Source organism: Pseudomonas putida, from assembly GCF_026625125.1.
Taxonomy (GTDB): Bacteria; Pseudomonadota; Gammaproteobacteria; order Pseudomonadales; family Pseudomonadaceae; genus Aquipseudomonas; species Aquipseudomonas putida_X.
Genome location: NZ_CP113097.1, coordinates 5,294,556 through 5,313,436, shown reverse-complemented (window position 1 = coordinate 5,313,436; position 18,881 = coordinate 5,294,556). Strand labels below are relative to the sequence as shown.

General features: G+C 57.1%; 31 protein-coding genes. 30 read left to right on the top strand and 1 reads right to left on the bottom strand.

The features are described 5' to 3' along the window. Positions 1 to 7 precede the first annotated feature (7 nt). From rpsJ to bfr, 30 genes are all read left to right on the top strand, one after another. Positions 8 to 319, top strand: coding sequence for a 30S ribosomal protein S10 (rpsJ, locus tag OSW16_RS24520; protein WP_003186070.1), 312 nt, complete (start codon positions 8 to 10; stop codon positions 317 to 319). 80 nt (positions 320 to 399) lie between these two features. Beyond that, entirely contained in the window at positions 400 to 1,035 is a 636-nt protein-coding gene (gene rplC / locus OSW16_RS24515) for a 50S ribosomal protein L3 (protein ID WP_012316519.1), read from the top strand. Between the two features lie 12 nt (positions 1,036 to 1,047). Then, the gene (gene rplD, locus OSW16_RS24510) at positions 1,048 to 1,650 is read left to right on the top strand and encodes a 50S ribosomal protein L4 (protein ID WP_003255485.1); all 603 of its coding nucleotides are present in this window, start codon (positions 1,048 to 1,050) and stop codon (positions 1,648 to 1,650) included. Beyond that, positions 1,647 to 1,946, top strand: a complete 300-nt coding sequence (gene rplW / locus OSW16_RS24505; RefSeq protein ID WP_003255484.1) for a 50S ribosomal protein L23 — start codon at positions 1,647 to 1,649, stop codon at positions 1,944 to 1,946. The genes rplD and rplW overlap by 4 nt, the downstream gene beginning before the upstream one ends. A gap of 14 nt (positions 1,947 to 1,960) precedes the next feature. Further along, positions 1,961 to 2,785, top strand: coding sequence for a 50S ribosomal protein L2 (gene rplB, locus OSW16_RS24500; protein WP_012316518.1), 825 nt, complete (start codon positions 1,961 to 1,963; stop codon positions 2,783 to 2,785). A gap of 16 nt (positions 2,786 to 2,801) precedes the next feature. Further along, positions 2,802 to 3,077, top strand: coding sequence for a 30S ribosomal protein S19 (gene rpsS, locus OSW16_RS24495; RefSeq protein WP_010486981.1), 276 nt, complete (start codon positions 2,802 to 2,804; stop codon positions 3,075 to 3,077). Positions 3,078 to 3,088: 11 nt separating this feature from the next. Then, positions 3,089 to 3,421, top strand: a complete 333-nt coding sequence (gene rplV / locus OSW16_RS24490; protein ID WP_003103908.1) for a 50S ribosomal protein L22 — start codon at positions 3,089 to 3,091, stop codon at positions 3,419 to 3,421. Positions 3,422 to 3,434: 13 nt separating this feature from the next. After that, positions 3,435 to 4,121: a 30S ribosomal protein S3 gene (rpsC, locus tag OSW16_RS24485; RefSeq protein WP_003255481.1), complete on the top strand. Its 687-nt coding sequence runs from the start codon at positions 3,435 to 3,437 to the stop codon at positions 4,119 to 4,121. A 12-nt stretch (positions 4,122 to 4,133) separates the two neighbouring features. Beyond that, positions 4,134 to 4,547, top strand: coding sequence for a 50S ribosomal protein L16 (rplP, locus tag OSW16_RS24480; protein ID WP_003255479.1), 414 nt, complete (start codon positions 4,134 to 4,136; stop codon positions 4,545 to 4,547). Further along, a complete protein-coding gene (gene rpmC / locus OSW16_RS24475; RefSeq protein WP_002555481.1) occupies positions 4,547 to 4,738 on the top strand; it encodes a 50S ribosomal protein L29 in 192 nt (63 codons plus the stop codon). Before rplP ends, rpmC begins: the two co-directional genes overlap by 1 nt. A 2-nt stretch (positions 4,739 to 4,740) precedes the next feature. After that, positions 4,741 to 5,007, top strand: coding sequence for a 30S ribosomal protein S17 (rpsQ, locus tag OSW16_RS24470; RefSeq protein WP_008089812.1), 267 nt, complete (start codon positions 4,741 to 4,743; stop codon positions 5,005 to 5,007). A 23-nt stretch (positions 5,008 to 5,030) separates the two neighbouring features. Beyond that, positions 5,031 to 5,399 carry a 50S ribosomal protein L14 gene (gene rplN / locus OSW16_RS24465; RefSeq protein WP_008089810.1) on the top strand — a complete coding sequence of 123 codons (369 nt, stop codon included), beginning with the start codon at positions 5,031 to 5,033 and terminating at the stop codon, positions 5,397 to 5,399. Between the two features lie 11 nt (positions 5,400 to 5,410). Then, positions 5,411 to 5,725, top strand: coding sequence for a 50S ribosomal protein L24 (rplX, locus tag OSW16_RS24460; protein ID WP_003255476.1), 315 nt, complete (start codon positions 5,411 to 5,413; stop codon positions 5,723 to 5,725). A 20-nt stretch (positions 5,726 to 5,745) separates the two neighbouring features. Then, complete coding sequence (rplE, locus tag OSW16_RS24455) at positions 5,746 to 6,285, top strand: 50S ribosomal protein L5 (RefSeq protein WP_012316517.1); 540 nt, start codon at positions 5,746 to 5,748, stop codon at positions 6,283 to 6,285. Positions 6,286 to 6,298: 13 nt separating this feature from the next. Beyond that, on the top strand, positions 6,299 to 6,604 hold the full coding sequence (gene rpsN / locus OSW16_RS24450; RefSeq protein ID WP_012316516.1) for a 30S ribosomal protein S14: 306 nt from the start codon (positions 6,299 to 6,301) through the stop codon (positions 6,602 to 6,604). 208 nt (positions 6,605 to 6,812) lie between these two features. Further along, positions 6,813 to 7,205, top strand: coding sequence for a 30S ribosomal protein S8 (gene rpsH / locus OSW16_RS24445; RefSeq protein WP_008089805.1), 393 nt, complete (start codon positions 6,813 to 6,815; stop codon positions 7,203 to 7,205). A gap of 12 nt (positions 7,206 to 7,217) precedes the next feature. Continuing rightward, positions 7,218 to 7,751, top strand: coding sequence for a 50S ribosomal protein L6 (rplF, locus tag OSW16_RS24440; protein WP_009681972.1), 534 nt, complete (start codon positions 7,218 to 7,220; stop codon positions 7,749 to 7,751). 10 nt (positions 7,752 to 7,761) lie between these two features. Further along, positions 7,762 to 8,112 carry a 50S ribosomal protein L18 gene (gene rplR / locus OSW16_RS24435; RefSeq protein WP_008089801.1) on the top strand — a complete coding sequence of 117 codons (351 nt, stop codon included), beginning with the start codon at positions 7,762 to 7,764 and terminating at the stop codon, positions 8,110 to 8,112. Positions 8,113 to 8,115: 3 nt separating this feature from the next. Next, positions 8,116 to 8,616, top strand: coding sequence for a 30S ribosomal protein S5 (rpsE, locus tag OSW16_RS24430; RefSeq protein WP_003255465.1), 501 nt, complete (start codon positions 8,116 to 8,118; stop codon positions 8,614 to 8,616). A 2-nt stretch (positions 8,617 to 8,618) separates the two neighbouring features. Further along, positions 8,619 to 8,795 carry a 50S ribosomal protein L30 gene (gene rpmD / locus OSW16_RS24425; protein WP_008089798.1) on the top strand — a complete coding sequence of 59 codons (177 nt, stop codon included), beginning with the start codon at positions 8,619 to 8,621 and terminating at the stop codon, positions 8,793 to 8,795. Positions 8,796 to 8,798: 3 nt separating this feature from the next. Continuing rightward, entirely contained in the window at positions 8,799 to 9,233 is a 435-nt protein-coding gene (gene rplO, locus OSW16_RS24420) for a 50S ribosomal protein L15 (RefSeq protein WP_003255461.1), read from the top strand. After that, positions 9,234 to 10,565 (top strand): preprotein translocase subunit SecY, encoded by a 1,332-nt coding sequence (secY, locus tag OSW16_RS24415; RefSeq protein ID WP_003255459.1) that lies wholly within the window; start codon positions 9,234 to 9,236, stop codon positions 10,563 to 10,565. Between the two features lie 28 nt (positions 10,566 to 10,593). Further along, positions 10,594 to 10,710, top strand: coding sequence for a 50S ribosomal protein L36 (rpmJ, locus tag OSW16_RS24410; RefSeq protein ID WP_002555468.1), 117 nt, complete (start codon positions 10,594 to 10,596; stop codon positions 10,708 to 10,710). A gap of 131 nt (positions 10,711 to 10,841) precedes the next feature. Next, positions 10,842 to 11,198, top strand: coding sequence for a 30S ribosomal protein S13 (gene rpsM, locus OSW16_RS24405; RefSeq protein ID WP_012316515.1), 357 nt, complete (start codon positions 10,842 to 10,844; stop codon positions 11,196 to 11,198). Positions 11,199 to 11,216: 18 nt separating this feature from the next. Beyond that, complete coding sequence (rpsK, locus tag OSW16_RS24400) at positions 11,217 to 11,606, top strand: 30S ribosomal protein S11 (RefSeq protein WP_003255454.1); 390 nt, start codon at positions 11,217 to 11,219, stop codon at positions 11,604 to 11,606. 15 nt (positions 11,607 to 11,621) lie between these two features. Further along, positions 11,622 to 12,242 carry a 30S ribosomal protein S4 gene (gene rpsD, locus OSW16_RS24395; protein ID WP_012316514.1) on the top strand — a complete coding sequence of 207 codons (621 nt, stop codon included), beginning with the start codon at positions 11,622 to 11,624 and terminating at the stop codon, positions 12,240 to 12,242. 22 nt (positions 12,243 to 12,264) lie between these two features. Further along, complete coding sequence (locus OSW16_RS24390) at positions 12,265 to 13,266, top strand: DNA-directed RNA polymerase subunit alpha (RefSeq protein ID WP_003255452.1); 1,002 nt, start codon at positions 12,265 to 12,267, stop codon at positions 13,264 to 13,266. Between the two features lie 42 nt (positions 13,267 to 13,308). Then, a complete protein-coding gene (rplQ, locus tag OSW16_RS24385; RefSeq protein WP_003255451.1) occupies positions 13,309 to 13,695 on the top strand; it encodes a 50S ribosomal protein L17 in 387 nt (128 codons plus the stop codon). Between the two features lie 171 nt (positions 13,696 to 13,866). Further along, on the top strand, positions 13,867 to 15,306 hold the full coding sequence (locus OSW16_RS24380) for a catalase (RefSeq protein ID WP_267819150.1): 1,440 nt from the start codon (positions 13,867 to 13,869) through the stop codon (positions 15,304 to 15,306). A 164-nt stretch (positions 15,307 to 15,470) separates the two neighbouring features. Beyond that, the gene (gene bfr / locus OSW16_RS24375; protein WP_012316512.1) at positions 15,471 to 15,935 is read left to right on the top strand and encodes a bacterioferritin; all 465 of its coding nucleotides are present in this window, start codon (positions 15,471 to 15,473) and stop codon (positions 15,933 to 15,935) included. 67 nt (positions 15,936 to 16,002) lie between these two features. On the opposite strand, the gene uvrA is transcribed toward bfr, so the two are convergent. Beyond that, positions 16,003 to 18,837, bottom strand: a complete 2,835-nt coding sequence (gene uvrA, locus OSW16_RS24370) for an excinuclease ABC subunit UvrA (RefSeq protein WP_241806274.1) — start codon at positions 18,835 to 18,837, stop codon at positions 16,003 to 16,005. Positions 18,838 to 18,881 lie beyond the last annotated feature (44 nt).

Here is an 18,881-nt window from a genome sequence, read left to right as displayed (position 1 = left end):
AAATCCAATGCAAAATCAGCAAATCCGAATCAGGTTGAAGGCTTTCGACCATCGCCTGATCGACCAATCCACCCAGGAAATCGTGGAAACCGCGAAACGTACTGGTGCACAAGTGCGTGGTCCAATTCCACTGCCTACCCGCAAAGAGCGTTTCACCGTTCTGGTCTCCCCGCACGTCAACAAAGACGCGCGTGACCAGTACGAGATCCGCACTCATAAGCGTGTTCTGGACATCGTCCAGCCAACGGATAAAACCGTTGACGCGCTGATGAAGCTTGATCTGGCGGCAGGTGTGGAAGTGCAGATCAGCCTCGGCTAAGACTTCGGTCTTGTCGTGTAACGCTCTGAAATGGGCGGCCATAGCGGGTGAAAGCCCCGTACACTCATGAGGTTTACAACATGACTATTGGTGTAGTCGGTCGCAAGTGCGGTATGACCCGCATTTTCACCGAAGAAGGTGTCTCCATTCCGGTCACGGTCATTGAGATCGAGCCGAATCGCGTCACCCAGTTCAAAACTGAAGAAACCGATGGCTACCGTGCAGTGCAAGTCACTGTCGGCGAGCGTCGTGCTTCGCGTGTGACTGCCGCTCAGGCAGGTCACTTCGCCAAGGCCAACGTTGCCGCTGGTCGCGGTGTCTGGGAGTTCCGTCTTGAAGAAGGCGAGTTCCAGGCTGGCGACTCGATCAAAGCTGAACTCTTCACTGCAGGCCAGCTGGTAGACGTTACTGGTCAGTCCAAAGGTAAAGGCTTTGCCGGTACCATCAAGCGCTGGAACTTCCGTGGCCAGGACAACACCCACGGTAACTCCGTGTCGCACCGTGTCCCAGGCTCCATCGGCCAGTGCCAGACTCCTGGTCGTGTGTTCAAGGGCAAGAAAATGTCCGGTCACATGGGCGCCGAGCGCGTGACTGTTCAGTCCCTGGAAGTAGTTCGCGTAGACGCTGAGCGCAACCTGCTGCTGGTCAAGGGTGCCGTTCCTGGCGCTACTGGCGGCGACGTGGTTGTACGTCCAGCTGTCAAGGCTCGCGGTTAAGGGGAAACTGACATGCAACTTAATGTAAATGACGCTCAGGCGATCGAAGTTTCCGAACTGACTTTCGGTGGCGAATTCAACGAGACGCTGGTACACCAAGCAGTCGTGGCCTACATGGCCGGCGGCCGTCAGGGCACCAAGCAGCAAAAGACCCGTTCCGACGTGGCTGGTGGCGGTAAGCGCCCATGGCGTCAGAAGGGTACTGGCCGTGCTCGTGCTGGTACCACTCGTGGTCCGATCTGGCGTGGCGGTGGTGTAACCTTCGCAGCTCGTCCTCAGGATCACTCGCAGAAGCTCAACAAGAAGATGTATCGCGCAGCTCTGCGCTCCATCCTCGCTGAGCTGGTGCGTAGCGACCGTCTGGTCGTGGTTCAGGACTTCGCTGTTGAAGCACCGAAAACCAAAGATCTGCTGAACAAGCTGAACGGCATGGGTCTGAGCGACGTTCTGATCGTTTCGGACGCTGTTGATCAGAACCTGTACCTGGCTGCTCGTAACCTGCCGCACGTCGATGTACGTGACGTTCAAGGTTCCGACCCGGTCAGTCTGATCGCATACGAGAAAGTGTTGATCACTGTCTCGGCCGTGAAGAAATTCGAGGAGCTGCTGGGATGAACCAGGAACGCGTATTTAAAGTCCTCCTTGGCCCGCACGTTTCCGAGAAGGCTACCGTTCTGGCTGAGAAAAAAGGCCAGTTCGTATTCAAGGTTGCTACTGACGCAACCAAGCTGGAAATCAAGAAAGCTGTCGAAGGCCTGTTCAACGTAAAAGTTGAAAACGTGTCGACTGTTAACGTTCTGGGTAAAACCAAGCGTACCGCACGTGGTCTGGGCAAGCGCAATGACTGGAAGAAGGCGATCGTCTCCCTTCAGCCAGGCCAAGATCTCGATTTCAGCAGCAGTGCTGAGTAAGGAAGGGGTGCATCATGGCAATCGTTAAATGCAAACCGACTTCCCCTGGCCGCCGTTTCGTGGTCAAGGTGGTCAACCAGGAGCTGCACAAAGGCGCTCCTCACGCACCGCTGCTCGAGAAGAAATCGAAGTCTGGTGGTCGTAACAACAATGGCCGCATCACCACTCGTCACGTTGGTGGTGGTCATAAGCAGCATTACCGTCTGGTCGACTTCCGTCGCAACGACAAAGATGGCATCCCAGCCACTGTCGAGCGTATCGAATACGATCCAAACCGTACTGCTCACATCGCCCTGCTGTGCTACGCAGACGGTGAGCGTCGCTACATCATCGCCCCTAAAGGCGTGAGTGCTGGCGACCAGCTGATCGCAGGTGCTCTGGCCCCAATCAAGGCCGGTAACTCCCTGCAGCTGCGCAATATCCCAGTAGGTAGCACCATTCACGGCATCGAACTGAAGCCGGGTAAAGGTGCTCAGATCGCTCGTTCCGCTGGTGCTTCGGCTCAGCTGATCGCTCGTGAAGGCGTCTACGTGACTCTGCGTCTGCGTTCCGGTGAGATGCGTAAAGTACTGGCTGAGTGCCGTGCGACCCTGGGCGAAGTCTCGAACTCCGAGCACAGCCTGCGCTCGCTGGGTAAAGCTGGTGCCAAACGCTGGCGCGGCGTTCGCCCAACCGTTCGTGGTGTTGCCATGAACCCGGTTGACCACCCACATGGTGGTGGTGAAGGTCGTACCTCCGGTGGTCGTCATCCGGTATCGCCATGGGGCTTCCCAACCAAGGGTGCTAAAACCCGTGGTAATAAGCGTACCGACAACATGATCGTCCGTCGTCGCAAGTAACTAGAGGGATACGACAGTGCCACGTTCTCTGAAAAAAGGTCCTTTTATCGATCTTCACCTGCTGAAGAAGATCGAAGTGGCGGTGGAGAAGAATGATCGCAAGCCAGTTAAAACCTGGTCGCGTCGTTCGATGATCCTGCCACAAATGGTCGGTCTGACCATCGCGGTTCACAACGGTCGCCAACATGTCCCAGTTCTCGTGAACGAAGACATGGTCGGCCACAAACTGGGCGAGTTCGCCGGTACCCGCACCTATCGCGGGCACGTGGCTGACAAGAAAGCCAAGCGTTAAGGGGTAAGGAAATGGAAGTAGCCGCTAAGTTGTCGGGCGCTCGCATCTCCGCCCAGAAAGCCCGCTTGGTCGCCGACCAGATCCGCGGGAAGAAGGTGGGCGAAGCGCTCAACCTGTTGGCCTTCAGCAGCAAAAAAGCCGCTGAAATCATGAAGAAAGTCCTCGAGTCGGCCGTTGCCAACGCCGAACACAACGAAGGCGCAGACGTTGATGACCTGAAGGTCTCCACCGTCTTCGTCAACGAAGGGCGTTCGCTGAAGCGCATCATGCCACGTGCCAAAGGCCGTGCTGATCGCATCGTCAAGCGGTCTTGCCATATCACTGTCAAGGTTGCGGACAAGTAACGGAGTCGATCAGATGGGTCAGAAAGTACATCCCACTGGCATTCGCCTGGGAATCGTCAAGGAGCACACCTCCGTCTGGTACGCAGACGGTGCTACTTACGCAGATTACCTCTTGAAGGATCTGAAAACGCGTGAGTACCTCCAAGACAAACTAAAAAGCGCGTCCGTAAGCCGTATCGATATTCATCGTCCGGCTCAAACTGCACGCATCACCATCCACACCGCTCGTCCCGGTATCGTTATCGGTAAGAAAGGTGAAGATGTCGAGAAGCTGCGTCAGGACCTGACCAAGCAGATGGGTGTGCCTGTGCACATCAACATCGAAGAGATCCGCAAGCCGGAACTCGACGCTATGCTGGTTGCGCAGAGCGTAGCTCAGCAGCTGGAACGCCGCGTAATGTTCCGTCGCGCCATGAAGCGCGCCGTACAGAACGCCATGCGTATTGGTGCCAAGGGCATCAAGATCCAGGTGAGCGGTCGTCTCGGCGGTGCTGAGATTGCTCGTACCGAGTGGTATCGCGAAGGGCGTGTGCCTCTGCACACCCTGCGTGCCGATATCGACTACAACACCTACGAAGCTCACACCACTTACGGTGTGATCGGTGTGAAGGTTTGGATCTTCAAAGGCGAAGTTATTGGTGGTCGCCAAGAAGAACTGAAACCACAAGCACCAGCGCCTCGTAAAAAAGCTGCTAAGTAAGGGGTACGCCAAATGTTGCAACCAAAGCGTACAAAATTCCGCAAGCAGATGACCGGCCACAACCGTGGTCTGGCACTGCGCGGTAGCAAAGTCAGCTTCGGCGAGTTCGCCTTGAAAGCTGTTGCTCGCGGTCGCCTCACCGCCCGCCAGATCGAGTCGGCACGTCGTGCTCTGACCCGTCACGTTAAGCGTGGCGGTAAGATCTGGATCCGTGTCTTCCCGGACAAGCCGATCTCCAAGAAGCCTCTCGAGGTTCGTATGGGTAAAGGTAAGGGTTCCGTGGAATACTGGGTTGCCCAGATCCAGCCAGGCAAAGTCCTGTACGAGATCGAGGGTGTTTCTGAAGAGCTGGCGCGCGAAGCTTTCGCCCTGGCTGCTGCAAAGCTGCCTCTCGCCACCTCCTTTGTTAAGCGGACGGTGATGTGATGAAAGCGAATGAACTTCGTGAAAAATCTGCACAGCAACTGAATGAGCAACTGCTCGGCTTGCTGCGCGACCAGTTCAATCTGCGTATGCAGAAGGCAACTGGCCAGTTGGGGCAGTCGCACCTGCTCTCGCAAGTTAAGCGTGACATCGCTCGCGTGAAAACTGTGCTTAACCAGCAGGCAGGTAAGTGATCATGGCTGAAGCTGAAAAAACCGTCCGTACGCTGACTGGCCGTGTCGTCAGCGACAAAATGGACAAGACCATCACCGTTCTGATCGAGCGTCGCGTCAAGCACCCGATCTACGGTAAATACGTTAAGCGTTCGACTAAGCTGCACGCGCACGACGAATCCAACCAGTGCAAAATCGGCGACAAGGTTTCCATCCGTGAAACCCGTCCGCTGGCCAAGACCAAGTCCTGGGCACTGGTTGAAGTCCTCGAACGCGCTGTTGAAGTCTAAGGGCTAGGGGTCGGAGAAATTTTATGATTCAGACTCAATCCATGCTCGATGTGGCCGATAACAGCGGCGCTCGTCGCGTCATGTGCATCAAGGTGCTCGGCGGTTCGCACCGCCGTTACGCCGGCATCGGTGACATCATCAAAGTAACCGTCAAGGAAGCAATTCCGCGCGGTAAGGTCAAAAAAGGCCAAGTGATGACCGCTGTTGTCGTCCGTACCCGTCACGGTGTACGTCGCGCTGACGGTTCCATCATTCGTTTCGACGGCAACGCTGCTGTTCTGCTGAACACCAAGCAAGAGCCGATCGGCACTCGCATCTTCGGGCCAGTGACCCGTGAACTTCGTACTGAGAAGTTCATGAAGATCGTCTCGCTCGCCCCTGAAGTGCTGTAAGGAGATCCGACATGCAAAAGATTCGTCGTGACGACGAGATCATCGTGATCGCCGGCAAAGACAAAGGTAAGCGCGGTAAGGTGCTGAAGGTTCTCGCTGACGACCGTCTGGTCATCGGTGGTGTGAACCTGGTCAAGCGTCATACCAAGCCTAACCCGATGGCGGGCGTTCAGGGCGGTATCGTCGAAAAAGAAGCGCCTCTGCACGCTTCCAACGTTGCCATCTTCAATGGCGAAACCAACAAGGCTGACCGCGTTGGTTTCAAAGTAGAAGACGGTAAGAAAATTCGTGTCTTCAAGTCGACCCAAAAAGCGGTTGATGCTTGAACACTGCTAGGTAGAAGACCATGGCACGACTGAAAGAGATTTACCGGAACGAAATCGCTCCTAAGCTTAAGGAAGAACTTAAGCTGTCGAACGTGATGGAAGTTCCGCGCGTTACCAAGATCACCCTGAACATGGGTCTGGGCGAAGCGATCGGCGACAAGAAGGTCATCGAGCATGCTGTTGCCGACCTGGAAAAGATCACCGGTCAAAAGCCGGTTGTGACTTTCGCTCGTAAATCCATCGCGGGCTTCAAAGTCCGTGAAGGATGGCCGATCGGTGTCAAGGTGACCCTGCGTCGCGAAAAGATGTACGAATTCCTGGACCGCCTGCTGGCGATCTCCCTGCCTCGGGTCCGCGACTTCCGCGGCCTGAATGCCAAGTCCTTCGATGGTCGTGGCAACTACAGCATGGGCGTGAAAGAGCAGATCATCTTCCCGGAAATCGATTACGACAAGATCGATGCTCTGCGCGGTTTGGACATCACCCTGACCACCACTGCTCGTTCGGATGACGAAGGCCGCGCTCTGCTGCGTGCATTCAAATTCCCGTTCCGCAACTGATTGGAGTAGGAAAATGGCCAAGAAGAGCATGAAAAACCGCGAGCTGAAGCGTCAGCTCACGGTAGCCAAGTTCGCTAAAAAGCGTGCTGAGCTGAAAGCGACCATCGTCAATCTGAACGCCTCTCCTGAAGAGCGTTTCGCTGCCGTTGTCGCTCTGCAGAAGCAGCCACGTGATGCCAGCGCTGCGCGTCTGCGCAACCGTTGCCGCCTGACCGGTCGTCCTCACGGTGTTTACCGTAAGTTCGGCCTGGGCCGTAACATGCTGCGTCAAGCGGCAATGCGCGGTGACGTACCAGGTCTGGTCAAGGCCTCCTGGTAATCGCTGTAGGCGTGACGCTGGCGGAAGGGGAGTGATCTTCCGACCGCCGGTGTTCTCGCCAACAAACAAGCCCCTTCATGGGGCTTGTTTCGTTTCTGTCTTGTGTCTAGAATGACCGGCTCACCTGAGCCTGGGGTTTTACCCTGCCTGCTTGGGTGGTTGTGATAGCCGCAAGGCTAATAATTCTTGTATCAGGAGCATCTAGCCCATGAGTATGCAGGACCCGTTAGCGGACATGCTAACTCGCATCCGTAATGCCCAGATGGCTGAAAAGTCCGTCGTAAGCATGCCTTCCTCCACTCTGAAGGTCGCGGTTGCCAAAGTTCTGAAAGACGAAGGTTACATCGCTGGCTACCAGGTTACTGGTGAGGCCAAGCCGTCCCTGTCGATCGAACTCAAGTACTTCGAAGGCCGTCCGGTCATCGAGGAACTGAAGCGTTCCAGCCGTCCTGGCCTGCGCCAGTACAAGTCCGTCACAGACCTGCCGAAAGTTCGTGGCGGCCTGGGCGTGTCTATCGTCTCCACCAACAAAGGTGTGATGACTGACCGCGCTGCGCGCGCTGCCGGTGTCGGCGGCGAAGTTCTGTGCACAGTGTTCTAAGGGGAGATAGGCATGTCTCGCGTCGCTAAGAACCCCGTTAAGCTGCCAGCTGGTGTCGAAGTCAAATTCGCCGGTCAGCAGCTTTCGGTGAAGGGTGCCAAAGGCACTCTCGAACTGAACGTTCACTCGTCTGTTGAAGTTACCGAAGAGTCCGGCGAACTGCGTTTCGTCGCCCGCAACGGTGATCAGCAAGCTCGCGCCATGGCCGGTACTACCCGTGCTCTGGTCAACAACATGGTCCAGGGCGTAAGCCAAGGCTTTGAGCGCAAGCTCCAGCTGGTCGGTGTTGGTTACAAGGCACAGGCCAAAGGCACCGTCCTGAACCTGGCTCTGGGCTTCTCGCATCCAGTGGACTACGAACTGCCAGCCGGTATCACTGCTGAAACTCCCAGCCAAACCGACATCCTGATCAAGGGTATCGACAAGCAGCTGGTAGGTCAGGTGGCCGCTGAAATCCGCGACTTCCGTCCACCAGAGCCTTACAAAGGCAAGGGTGTGCGTTACGCGGACGAAGTAGTCCGTCGTAAAGAAGCCAAGAAGAAGTAGGGCCTAGCAAATGACCGACAAAAAAGTTACTCGACTGCGTCGCGCTCGCAAAGCACGTCTCAAGATGCACGAACTCGAAGTCGTGCGCCTGTGCGTGTTCCGCTCCTCGCAGCACATCTACGCCCAGGTCATTTCGGCCGACGGCAGCAAGGTTTTGGCAAGCGCCTCGACCTTGGACAAAGACCTGCGTGATGGCGCCACTGGCAACATCGACGCGGCCACTAAGGTTGGCAAGCTGGTAGCTGAGCGTGCGAAAGCCGCCGGTGTATCTCAAGTTGCCTTTGACCGTTCCGGCTTCAAGTACCATGGCCGCGTCAAAGCGCTGGCTGATGCTGCTCGTGAAGGCGGGCTGGAGTTCTAAGTTATGGCAAATAACGATCAAAAGCGCGACGAAGGCTACATCGAGAAGCTGGTTCAAGTTAACCGCGTAGCTAAAACCGTTAAAGGCGGCCGTATCTTCACCTTCACCGCGCTGACCGTGGTGGGTGACGGTAAAGGTCGCGTCGGCTTCGGCCGTGGCAAATCGCGCGAAGTACCTGCCGCGATCCAGAAAGCCATGGAAGCTGCTCGTCGCAACATGATCCAGGTTGACCTGAAGGGCACTACCCTGCAGTACGCCACCAAGGCCGCCCACGGCGCCTCGAAGGTTTACATGCAGCCTGCTTCGGAAGGTACCGGTATCATCGCCGGCGGCGCCATGCGTGCTGTCCTGGAAGTTGCTGGTGTTCAGAACGTCCTGGCCAAGTGCTACGGTTCGACCAACCCAGTGAACGTGGTTTACGCCACCTTCAAGGGTCTGAAAGCCATGCAATCTCCTGAGTCCATTGCTGCCAAGCGCGGCAAGAGCGTTGAGGAGATCTTCTGATCATGGCAACCGTAAAAGTAACGCTGATCAAGAGCGTCTCGGGCCGTATCCCTAACCACAAACTGTGCGTTAAAGGTCTGGGTCTGCGTCGCATCGGTCACACTGTAGAAGTCCAGGATACTCCCGAGAACCGCGGGATGATCAACAAGGCTTACTACATGCTGCGCGTCGAGGGTTAATCGATGAAACTCAATGATCTGAGTCCAGCGCCGGGTTCCCGTCGCGAAAAGCATCGTCCGGGTCGTGGTATCGGTAGCGGTCTGGGTAAGACCGGCGGCCGTGGCCACAAAGGTCAGACCTCCCGTTCGGGTGGTTCGATCGCTCCGGGCTTCGAAGGCGGTCAACAGCCGCTGCACCGTCGCCTGCCGAAGTTCGGCTTCGTTTCCCTGAAAGCCATGGATCGCGCAGAAGTGCGTCTGTCCGAACTGGCTAAAGTGGAAGGCGACGTGATCTCCGTGCAATCCCTGAAGGATGCCAACGTGATCAACCAGCACATTCAGCGTGTGAAAATCATGCTGTCTGGCGAAGTTACTCGCGCAGTCACCATCAAGGGTATCGCAGCCACCAAGGGTGCGCGTGCGGCTATCGAAGCAGCTGGCGGCAAATTCGAGGAATAAATGGCTAAGCAAGGTGCTCTCTCTTCGCTCGGTAAGGGCGGGATGTCGGAACTCTGGGCTCGTCTGCGCTTTCTGTTCATGGCGATCATCGTCTATCGGATAGGTGCGCATATCCCGGTTCCAGGCATCAATCCGGACCGTCTGGCGGATCTGTTTCGGCAGAATGAGGGGACCATTCTTAGCTTGTTCAACATGTTTTCCGGTGGCGCGCTCGAGCGCATGAGCATCTTTGCATTGGGGATCATGCCGTACATCTCGGCATCGATCATCATGCAGCTGATGACGGCGGTCAGCCCGCAACTGGAGCAGTTGAAGAAGGAAGGTGAAGCTGGCCGTCGCAAGATCAGCCAGTACACCCGCTACGGCACCGTTATTCTGGCGCTGGTTCAAGCCATTGGCATGTCCATTGGCCTAGCCAACCAGGGCGTGGCGTTTTCTGCGGGCCTTGGCTTCCATGTCGTCGCGGTTTCCACGTTTGTGGCAGGCGCGATGTTCATGATGTGGCTGGGTGAGCAGATCACCGAGCGCGGTGTGGGCAACGGTATCTCGATGTTGATCTTCGCAGGTATCGTTGCCGGTCTTCCGAGAGCAATCGGGCAGTCTTTCGAGTCTGCGCGCACAGGCGATATCAACATTTTCGCCCTGGTCGCTATCGGTTTGCTGGCAGTAGCGATTATCGGCTTTGTGGTGTTCATTGAGCGTGGTCAGCGTCGTATCGCCGTTCACTACGCCAAGCGTCAGCAGGGCCGTAAGGTCTTTGCAGCGCAGACCAGCCACTTGCCGCTGAAAGTGAACATGGCGGGGGTTATCCCGGCCATTTTCGCGAGCAGCATTCTGCTGTTCCCGGCTTCGCTGGGTGCCTGGTTCGGTCAGTCCGAAGGTATGGGCTGGCTGCAGGACATCTCGCAGTCGATCGCTCCTGGTCAGCCGTTGAACATTCTGCTGTTTAGTGCAGGGATCATTTTCTTCTGCTTCTTCTACACAGCGTTGATGTTCAACCCGAAAGACGTAGCGGAAAACCTGAAGAAGTCCGGTGCCTTTATTCCGGGTATCCGTCCTGGTGAGCAGTCGGCGCGCTACATTGATGGCGTTCTGACTCGTTTGACCATGTTCGGTGCTCTTTACATGATGGCCGTCTGCCTTCTGCCCCAGTTCCTGGTGGTGGCAGCAAATGTGCCGTTCTACCTTGGCGGGACCTCGTTGCTGATTGTGGTAGTGGTTGTGATGGACTTCATGTCCCAAGTACAATCGCACCTCGTTTCGCACCAGTACGAATCCCTGATGAAGAAAGCCAACCTGAAAGGCTACGGTGGCAGCGGTTTGCTGCGCTGATACGCCCCTAAGGTTCGAGGAGTCGGTAATGAAAGTTCGTGCATCGGTGAAAAAGCTGTGCCGCAACTGCAAGATCATCCGTCGCGAAGGCGTCGTACGAGTGATCTGCAGCGCGGAACCGCGTCACAAACAGCGCCAAGGCTGAGTGTGATCTGCGTTTCAAACCCAGCAGCTAGTGTGCTGCTGGGTTGATTATTCGTTTCTACAGCGATATTATCTCGCGCCCTATTTCTTGGCTTCCGGGGCGTAGGTAGCTGTCAATTGGAGTCCCACTGAATGGCCCGTATTGCAGGCGTCAACATTCCAGATAACAAGCATACTGTTATCTCGCTGACCTACATCTATGGTGTCGGTCGCACAACTGCACAGAAGATCTGTGCAGATGCTGGTGTAAATCCAGCCGCTAAGATCAAGGATCTGAGCGACGAGCAAATCGAAACCCTGCGTGGCGAAGTTGCGAAGTTCACCACCGAAGGTGACCTGCGTCGTGACGTCAACATGAAGATCAAGCGCTTGATGGACCTGGGTTGCTACCGCGGCCTGCGTCATCGTAAAGGTCTGCCGGTTCGCGGTCAGCGCACCAAGACCAACGCACGCACCCGTAAGGGCCCGCGTAAGCCGATCCGCAAGTAATCGCCCAGGAATATAGACATGGCAAAACCTGCTGCTCGTCCTCGTAAGAAAGTCAAAAAGACAGTGGTTGATGGCATCGCCCACATCCATGCGTCTTTCAACAACACCATCGTGACCATCACCGACCGTCAGGGCAATGCTTTGTCCTGGGCGACCTCCGGTGGCTCGGGTTTCCGTGGTTCGCGCAAATCCACGCCGTTCGCAGCTCAGATCGCTGCTGAGCGTGCTGGTCAAGCTGCGCTGGAATACGGTCTTAAGAACCTCGACGTTAACGTCAAGGGTCCAGGTCCAGGTCGTGAGTCCGCCGTTCGTGCATTGAACAGCTGCGGCTACAAGATCGCCAGCATCACCGACGTGACGCCAATCCCGCACAACGGGTGCCGTCCGCCGAAGAAGCGCCGCGTGTAATCAGGAGACAGAAGAATGGCACGTTACATTGGTCCAAAATGCAAACTGTCTCGTCGTGAAGGCACCGACCTGTTCCTGAAGAGCGGCGTTCGCGCTCTGGAATCGAAGTGCAACATCGAAGCAGCCCCAGGTATCCACGGCCAGCGCCGTGGCCGTCAGTCCGACTACGGTACCCAGCTGCGCGAGAAACAAAAAGTCCGTCGTATCTACGGTGTTCTGGAGCGTCAGTTCCGCGGTTACTACCAAGCTGCTGCCTCGAAAAAAGGCGCAACCGGTGAGAACCTGCTGCAACTGCTCGAGTGCCGTCTGGATAACGTCGTCTACCGTATGGGCTTCGGCTCGACTCGTTCCGAGTCCCGTCAGCTGGTTTCGCACAAAGCGATCAGCGTCAACGGTAAGACTGTAAACATTCCATCCTACCAAGTTCGTCCGGGTGACGTGGTCGCGGTTCGCGAGAAGTCGTCGAACCAGCTGCGCATTGTTCAAGCCCTTGAACTGTGCGCCCAGCGTGGCCGCGTTGAGTGGGTAGACGTAGATTCCGCTAAGAAGTCGGGCGTTTTCAAGAACGTTCCTGCTCGCGGCGACCTCTCTGCCGACATCAACGAAAACCTGATTGTCGAGCTCTACTCCAAGTAAGGGCTAGAAAATAGGTGCATCCATGCAGATTTCGGTAAATGAGTTCCTGACTCCCCGCCATATTGATGTGCAGGTAGTCAGTCCGACCCGCGCCAAGATCACGCTCGAGCCTCTCGAGCGTGGCTTCGGCCATACCCTGGGCAACGCGCTGCGCCGCATCCTGTTGTCCTCCATGCCTGGCTGTGCAGTAGTCGAGGCCGAGATCGATGGCGTACTCCATGAGTACTCCGCGATCGAAGGTGTACAGGAAGACGTAATTGAAATCCTGTTGAACCTTAAAGGTCTGGCTATCAAACTGCACGGTCGTGACGAAGTTACGCTGACCTTGTCGAAAAAGGGTTCGGGGGTGGTTACCGCTGCCGATATTCAGCTGGATCACGATGTCGAGATCGTCAACCCCGATCACGTAATCGCGAACCTGGCGTCCAACGGCGCCCTGAACATGAAGCTCACTGTAGCTCGTGGTCGCGGTTACGAGCCGGCTGACTCCCGTCAAACCGACGAAGACGAAAGCCGTAGCATTGGCCGTCTGCAGCTGGACGCTTCGTTCAGCCCGGTGCGTCGTATCGCCTATGTGGTCGAGAACGCCCGTGTTGAACAGCGTACCAACCTGGACAAGCTGGTCATTGATCTGGAAACCAACGGCACCCTGGATCCTGAAGAGGCTATCCGCCGCGCTGCGACCATCCTGCAACAGCAGTTGGCCGCGTTCGTCGACCTCAAAGGTGACAGCGAGCCTGTCGTAGTCGAGCAGGAAGACGAGATCGATCCGATCCTGCTACGTCCGGTTGACGACCTGGAACTGACTGTACGTTCGGCCAACTGCCTCAAGGCGGAGAACATCTACTACATCGGCGACCTGATTCAGCGTACCGAAGTAGAGCTGTTGAAGACTCCTAACCTGGGCAAGAAGTCCCTGACTGAAATCAAGGACGTGCTGGCCTCTCGTGGTCTGTCTCTCGGCATGCGCCTCGACAACTGGCCGCCTGCAAGTCTTAAGAAAGACGACAAGGCGACCGCCTGATCGTCGTAATCACCGAACGTAGTGTTTGGTAAGGAATGAATCATGCGTCATCGTAAAAGTGGACGTCACCTGAGCCGTACCAGCTCTCACCGCAAAGCTATGTTCCAGAACATGGCTGTGTCGCTGATCGAGCACGAGCTGATCAAAACCACCCTGCCGAAAGCCAAGGAACTGCGCCGCGTTGCCGAGCCGCTGATCACCCTGGCCAAGGAAGACAGCGTTGCTAACCGCCGTCTGGCCTTCGACCGTACCCGTTCGAAGTCCGCTGTTGGCAAACTGTTCAACGATCTGGGCAAGCGTTACGCCACCCGTCAGGGCGGCTACCTGCGCATCCTGAAGTGCGGTTTCCGCGCTGGCGACAACGCGCCTATGGCGTACGTCGAGCTGGTTGATCGTCCAGTCGGTGGTGCTGTAGAAGCTGCCGAGTAAGACGTTCTGTCTGCTACAAAAAACCGGGCCTAGTGCCCGGTTTTTTGTTTTCATAGGAATTGTTTTTTTCTATCGATACGACACGTGCAATGAATTTGTTCTGAATCGACCGCTCGTCGATACTCCTATCCAAGCCGATTCGCCGGCAGTTCAAACCGATATGGAGAGCCCATGAGCAAGATTCTCACCACCGCCAGCGGTGCCCCCGTAGCTGACAATCAGAATTCCCGCTCTGCTGGCCCGCGCGGCCCGTTGTTGCTCGACGATTTCCACCTGATCGAGAAGCTCGCTCACTTCAACCGCGAGAACATTCCTGAGCGGCGTGTACATGCCAAAGGCTCGGGAGCCTATGGCACGTTTACCGTCACCCACGACATCACTCGGTACACCAAGGCCAAGCTGTTCGACACGATTGGTAAGCAGACGGAAACCTTCCTGCGCTTTTCCACCGTCGGCGGCGAGCGTGGTTCGGCTGACACCGAGCGTGATCCTCGCGGCTTTGCGGTAAAGTTTTACACCGAGGAAGGCAATTGGGACATCGTCGGCAACAACACGCCGGTTTTCTTCATCCGCGATCCGCTCAAGTTCCCGGATTTTATCCACACCCAGAAGCGCCATCCGCAATCAAACCTGAAGAACGCTCAGATGATGTGGGATTTCTGGTCGCACTCGCCTGAGGCGCTGCACCAGGTCACCATCCTGTTCTCCGATCGCGGCATTCCGGACGGCTACCGGCACATGCATGGCTTCGGCAGCCACACCTATAGCTTGATCAGCGCTGCTGGCGAGCGCACATGGGTCAAATGGCACTTCAAGACCCAGCAAGGTATCAAGAACCTTACGCCAGCCGACGCTGCGCGCCTGGCGGGTACAGACCCTGACTACGCCCAGCGTGACCTGTTCGAGGCCATCGAGCGCGCAGACTACCCCCGTTGGACCGTGTGCATTCAGGTCATGACTGAGGAGGAGGCAGCCAGCCGCGAAGAAAATCCGTTCGATGTGACCAAGACCTGGTCGCAGAAGGACTATCCGTTGATCGAGGTGGGTGTCCTGGAGCTCAACCGCAACCCGCTCAACTATTTCGCTGAAGTCGAGCAGGCTGCGTTTGGCCCGAGCAACATGGTGCCGGGCGTTGGGCTGTCCCCAGACCGCATGCTGCAGGGCCGCGTTTTCGCCTATGCCGATGCGCACCGGTACCGTGTGGGCACCAACCACCAGCAGTTGCCGGTCAACGCGCCACGTTGCCCGGTCAATAGCTACCAGCGTGATGGATCGATGGCGTTTGGCAACTATGGCAGTGCACCCAATTACGAGCCCAATAGCTATGGCGATGCGCCTAAGCAGTCGCCTGGCCATGGCGAACCTGCATTGGCCCTCAAAGGCGCTGCAGACCGCTACGATCACCGTGAAGACAATGACTACTACAGCCACGCCGGTGCATTGTTCCGCTTGATGAGCGGTGAACAAAAGGCAATGCTGATCAGCAATATCGCCGCAACCATGGCAGGTGTCAGTCAAGATGTCATTCAACGTCAACTGCAGTACTTCTTCAGGGCTGATCCGGCCTATGGTGAAGGCATTGCCAAGGTATTGGGCGTGAATCTCGCCTAACTCGAAGTGATAAGAAGAACCGCCCTCATTTGGGCGGTTTTTCAATGAATATCACTACTGTTTACCTGATTTTTTGCTCCTGATTGCGCATTTTTCAGTGACCGTGGGCAATTCCTGGTTCAAACTATGTCTCATTAGACGTATCCACACGGAGAATCAGGGCGATGCAAGGTCACCCGGACGTAATCAATTATCTCGTCACGTTGCTGAAGGGCGAACTGGCCGCACGCGATCAGTACTTCATTCACTCGCGCATGTACGAAGACTGGGGCCTGTCCAAGCTCTACGAACGCATCAACCATGAGATGGAAGAGGAAACCCAGCACGCCGATGCGCTGATGCGGCGTATCCTCATGCTCGAAGGCACCCCCGACATGCGCGCGGATGACCTGGAAGTGGGTAGCACTGTCCCGGAAATGATCGAAGCCGACCTCAAGCTCGAGTACAAGGTTCGTGCCGCCTTGTGCAAAGGCATTGAGCTGTGCGAGCTGCACAAGGACTACATCAGTCGCGATATCCTGCGTGCGCAGCTAGCCGATACCGAAGAAGATCACACCTACTGGCTTGAGAAGCAGCAGGGCCTGATCAAGGCCATCGGCCTGGAAAACTACCTGCAGTCGCAGATGTAAGTTATCCACAGAAAAAAAAGAGCCCCAGGCACCATCCGTGCCTGGGGCTTTTTCATGGGCTGCCAGATCAGGCCCGGTCACGCTCCAGAAGCGGTTTCAGGTAGTGCCCTGTGTACGACTGCTTCATCTTGGCCAGTTCCTCCGGGGTACCGCTGGCAATAATTTGCCCACCCTTCGAACCACCCTCTGGGCCCAAGTCGACCAACCAGTCCGCGGTCTTGATCACATCGAGGTTGTGCTCGATGACCACCACCGTGTTGCCGTGGTCGCGCAGGCGGTGCAAGACGTCCAGCAACTGCTGAATATCGGCGAAGTGCAGGCCCGTGGTCGGCTCGTCAAGGATGTACAGGGTCTTGCCAGTATCGCGTTTGGACAGCTCGCGTGAGAGCTTGACCCTTTGCGCTTCACCCCCCGACAGCGTCGTCGCCGACTGGCCCAGCTTGATGTAAGACAGGCCTACATCCATCAAGGTTTGCAGCTTGCGCGCCAGCGCCGGCACCGCATCGAAGAATTCGCGCGCATCCTCGATGGTCATTTCCAGGACCTCGTGGATGTTCTTGCCTTTGTATTTGATCTCCAGGGTTTCGCGGTTGTAGCGCTTGCTCTTGCACACGTCGCACGGCACGTAGATGTCCGGCAGGAAGTGCATTTCCACCTTGATCAGCCCATCGCCCTGGCACGCCTCGCAACGGCCGCCCTTGACGTTGAACGAGAAACGCCCCGGGCCGTAGCCGCGTGAGCGCGATTCCGGCACGCCGGAAAACAGCTCACGAATCGGCGTGAAGATGCCGGTATAGGTCGCCGGGTTCGAACGCGGTGTGCGGCCGATCGGGCTCTGGTCGATATCGACGACTTTGTCCAGGTGCTGCAGGCCATCCATGTTGCTGTGCGGTGCGGCTTCCAGGCTGCTGGCACCGTTGAGGGCAGTAGCGGCCAGGGGATACAGCGTGTTGTTGATCAACGTCGACTTGCCCGAGCCGGATACGCCAGTCACGCAGGTCAGCAGGCCGATCGGGATTTCCAGGTCAACGTTCTGCAGGTTGTTGCCTCGCGCGCCTTTGAGCTTGAGGGACAGCTTTTTGTCGCGGGGCGTGCGTTTGGCAGGGACAGCGATTTTCTTGCGGCCGGACAGGTACTTCCCGGTCAGCGAGTCGGGATGTGCCATGACTTCTTGCGGCGTACCCTCGGCAACGATCTGGCCACCGTGGACGCCGGCCCCTGGGCCGATGTCCACCACGTAGTCCGCCAGGCGAATGGCGTCTTCGTCGTGCTCGACCACGATCACGGTGTTACCCAGGTCGCGCAGGTGGTTGAGGGTGGCGAGCAGGCGGTCGTTGTCGCGTTGATGAAGACCGATGGACGGTTCATCAAGGATATACATCACCCCGACCAGCCCCGCACCAATCTGGCTGGCCAGGCGGATCCGTTGCGCTTCGCCGCCGGACAAGGTGTCGGCACTGCGATCCAGGGTAAGGTAATCCAGGCCAACGTTGACCAGAAACTGTAGGCGTTCGCAGATTTCCTTGAGGATCTTTGCCGCAATTTCACCGCGACGCCCGGTCAGGGTCAGCTCACCGAAGTAGCTGCTGGCTTCACCGATAGGCAGGTTGGTCACCGCCGGCAGGGTTTTTTCGCCAACCCAGACATGCCGTGCTTCCCGGCGCAGGCGGGTGCCGCGGCAGTCGGGGCAGGGCTGGGTGCCGAGGAACTTGGCCAGCTCCTCACGCACCGTGGCCGACTCGGTTTCGCGGTAGCGCCGCTCCAGATTGGGCACGATCCCTTCGAACGGGTGCGAACGCTTGACGATGTCGCCACGGTCGTTCAGGTACTTGAAGTCAACGCTCTGTTTGCCACTGCCTTGCAGGATTACCTTCTGGTGCTCGGCCGACAGCTCGCCGAACGGTTCCTCCAGGCTGAACCCATAATGCGCTGCCAGCGAACCCAGCATCTGGAAGTAGTAGACGTTACGCCGATCCCAGCCGCGGATAGCGCCCTCGGCCAATGTCAACTCGCTGTTGACCAGGCGCTTGATATCGAAAAATTGCTTTACCCCCAGGCCATCGCAGGTCGGGCAGGCGCCGGCCGGGTTGTTGAACGAAAACAGCTTGGGCTCCAGTTCGCTGATCGCATGGCCGCAGACCGGGCAGGCGAAACGAGCGGAGAAGATCGTCTCTTCGCCTTCTTCATCGTCCATCGGGGCAACCAGGGCGATGCCGTCGGCCAGCTTGAGGGCGGTCTCGAATGACTCGGCAAGGCGTTGTTGCAGGTCGGCGCGGACCTTGAAACGGTCCACCACCACATCGATGCTGTGTTTCTTCTGCTTGTCCAGCTTGGGCAGTTCGTCGAGTTCGTAGAGCTTGCCGTTGACGCGTGCCCGAACGAAGCCTTGGGCACGCAGTTCGTCGAACACGGCCAGGTGCTCACCCTTGCGCTCGCGCACTACCGGAGCCAGCAGCATCAGCTTGCTGCCTTCCGGGCGCTCCAGCACCAGGTCGACCATCTGGCTGACGGTCTGCGCCTCCAGCGGAATGTCGTGGTCCGGGCAGCGCGGAGTACCCACGCGGGCATAAAGCAGGCGCAGGTAGTCGTAGATTTCGGTGATGGTGCCTACCGTCGAGCGCGGGTTGTGCGAAGTCGACTTCTGCTCGATGGAGATGGCAGGCGACAGGCCTTCGATCGTGTCGACGTCAGGTTTTTCCATCATCGACAGGAATTGCCGGGCGTAGGCCGACAGCGATTCCACATAGCGGCGCTGACCCTCGGCATACAAGGTATCGAATGCCAGGGAAGACTTCCCGGACCCGGACAAGCCGGTGATCACGATCAGCTTGTCCCGCGGCAGGGTCAGGTCGATGTTCTTCAGGTTGTGGGTACGTGCCCCACGAATAAGGATCTTGTCCACTGCGGCCTCGCTTGGCGGGCATAAACAAGGAAGTATACGGGGCG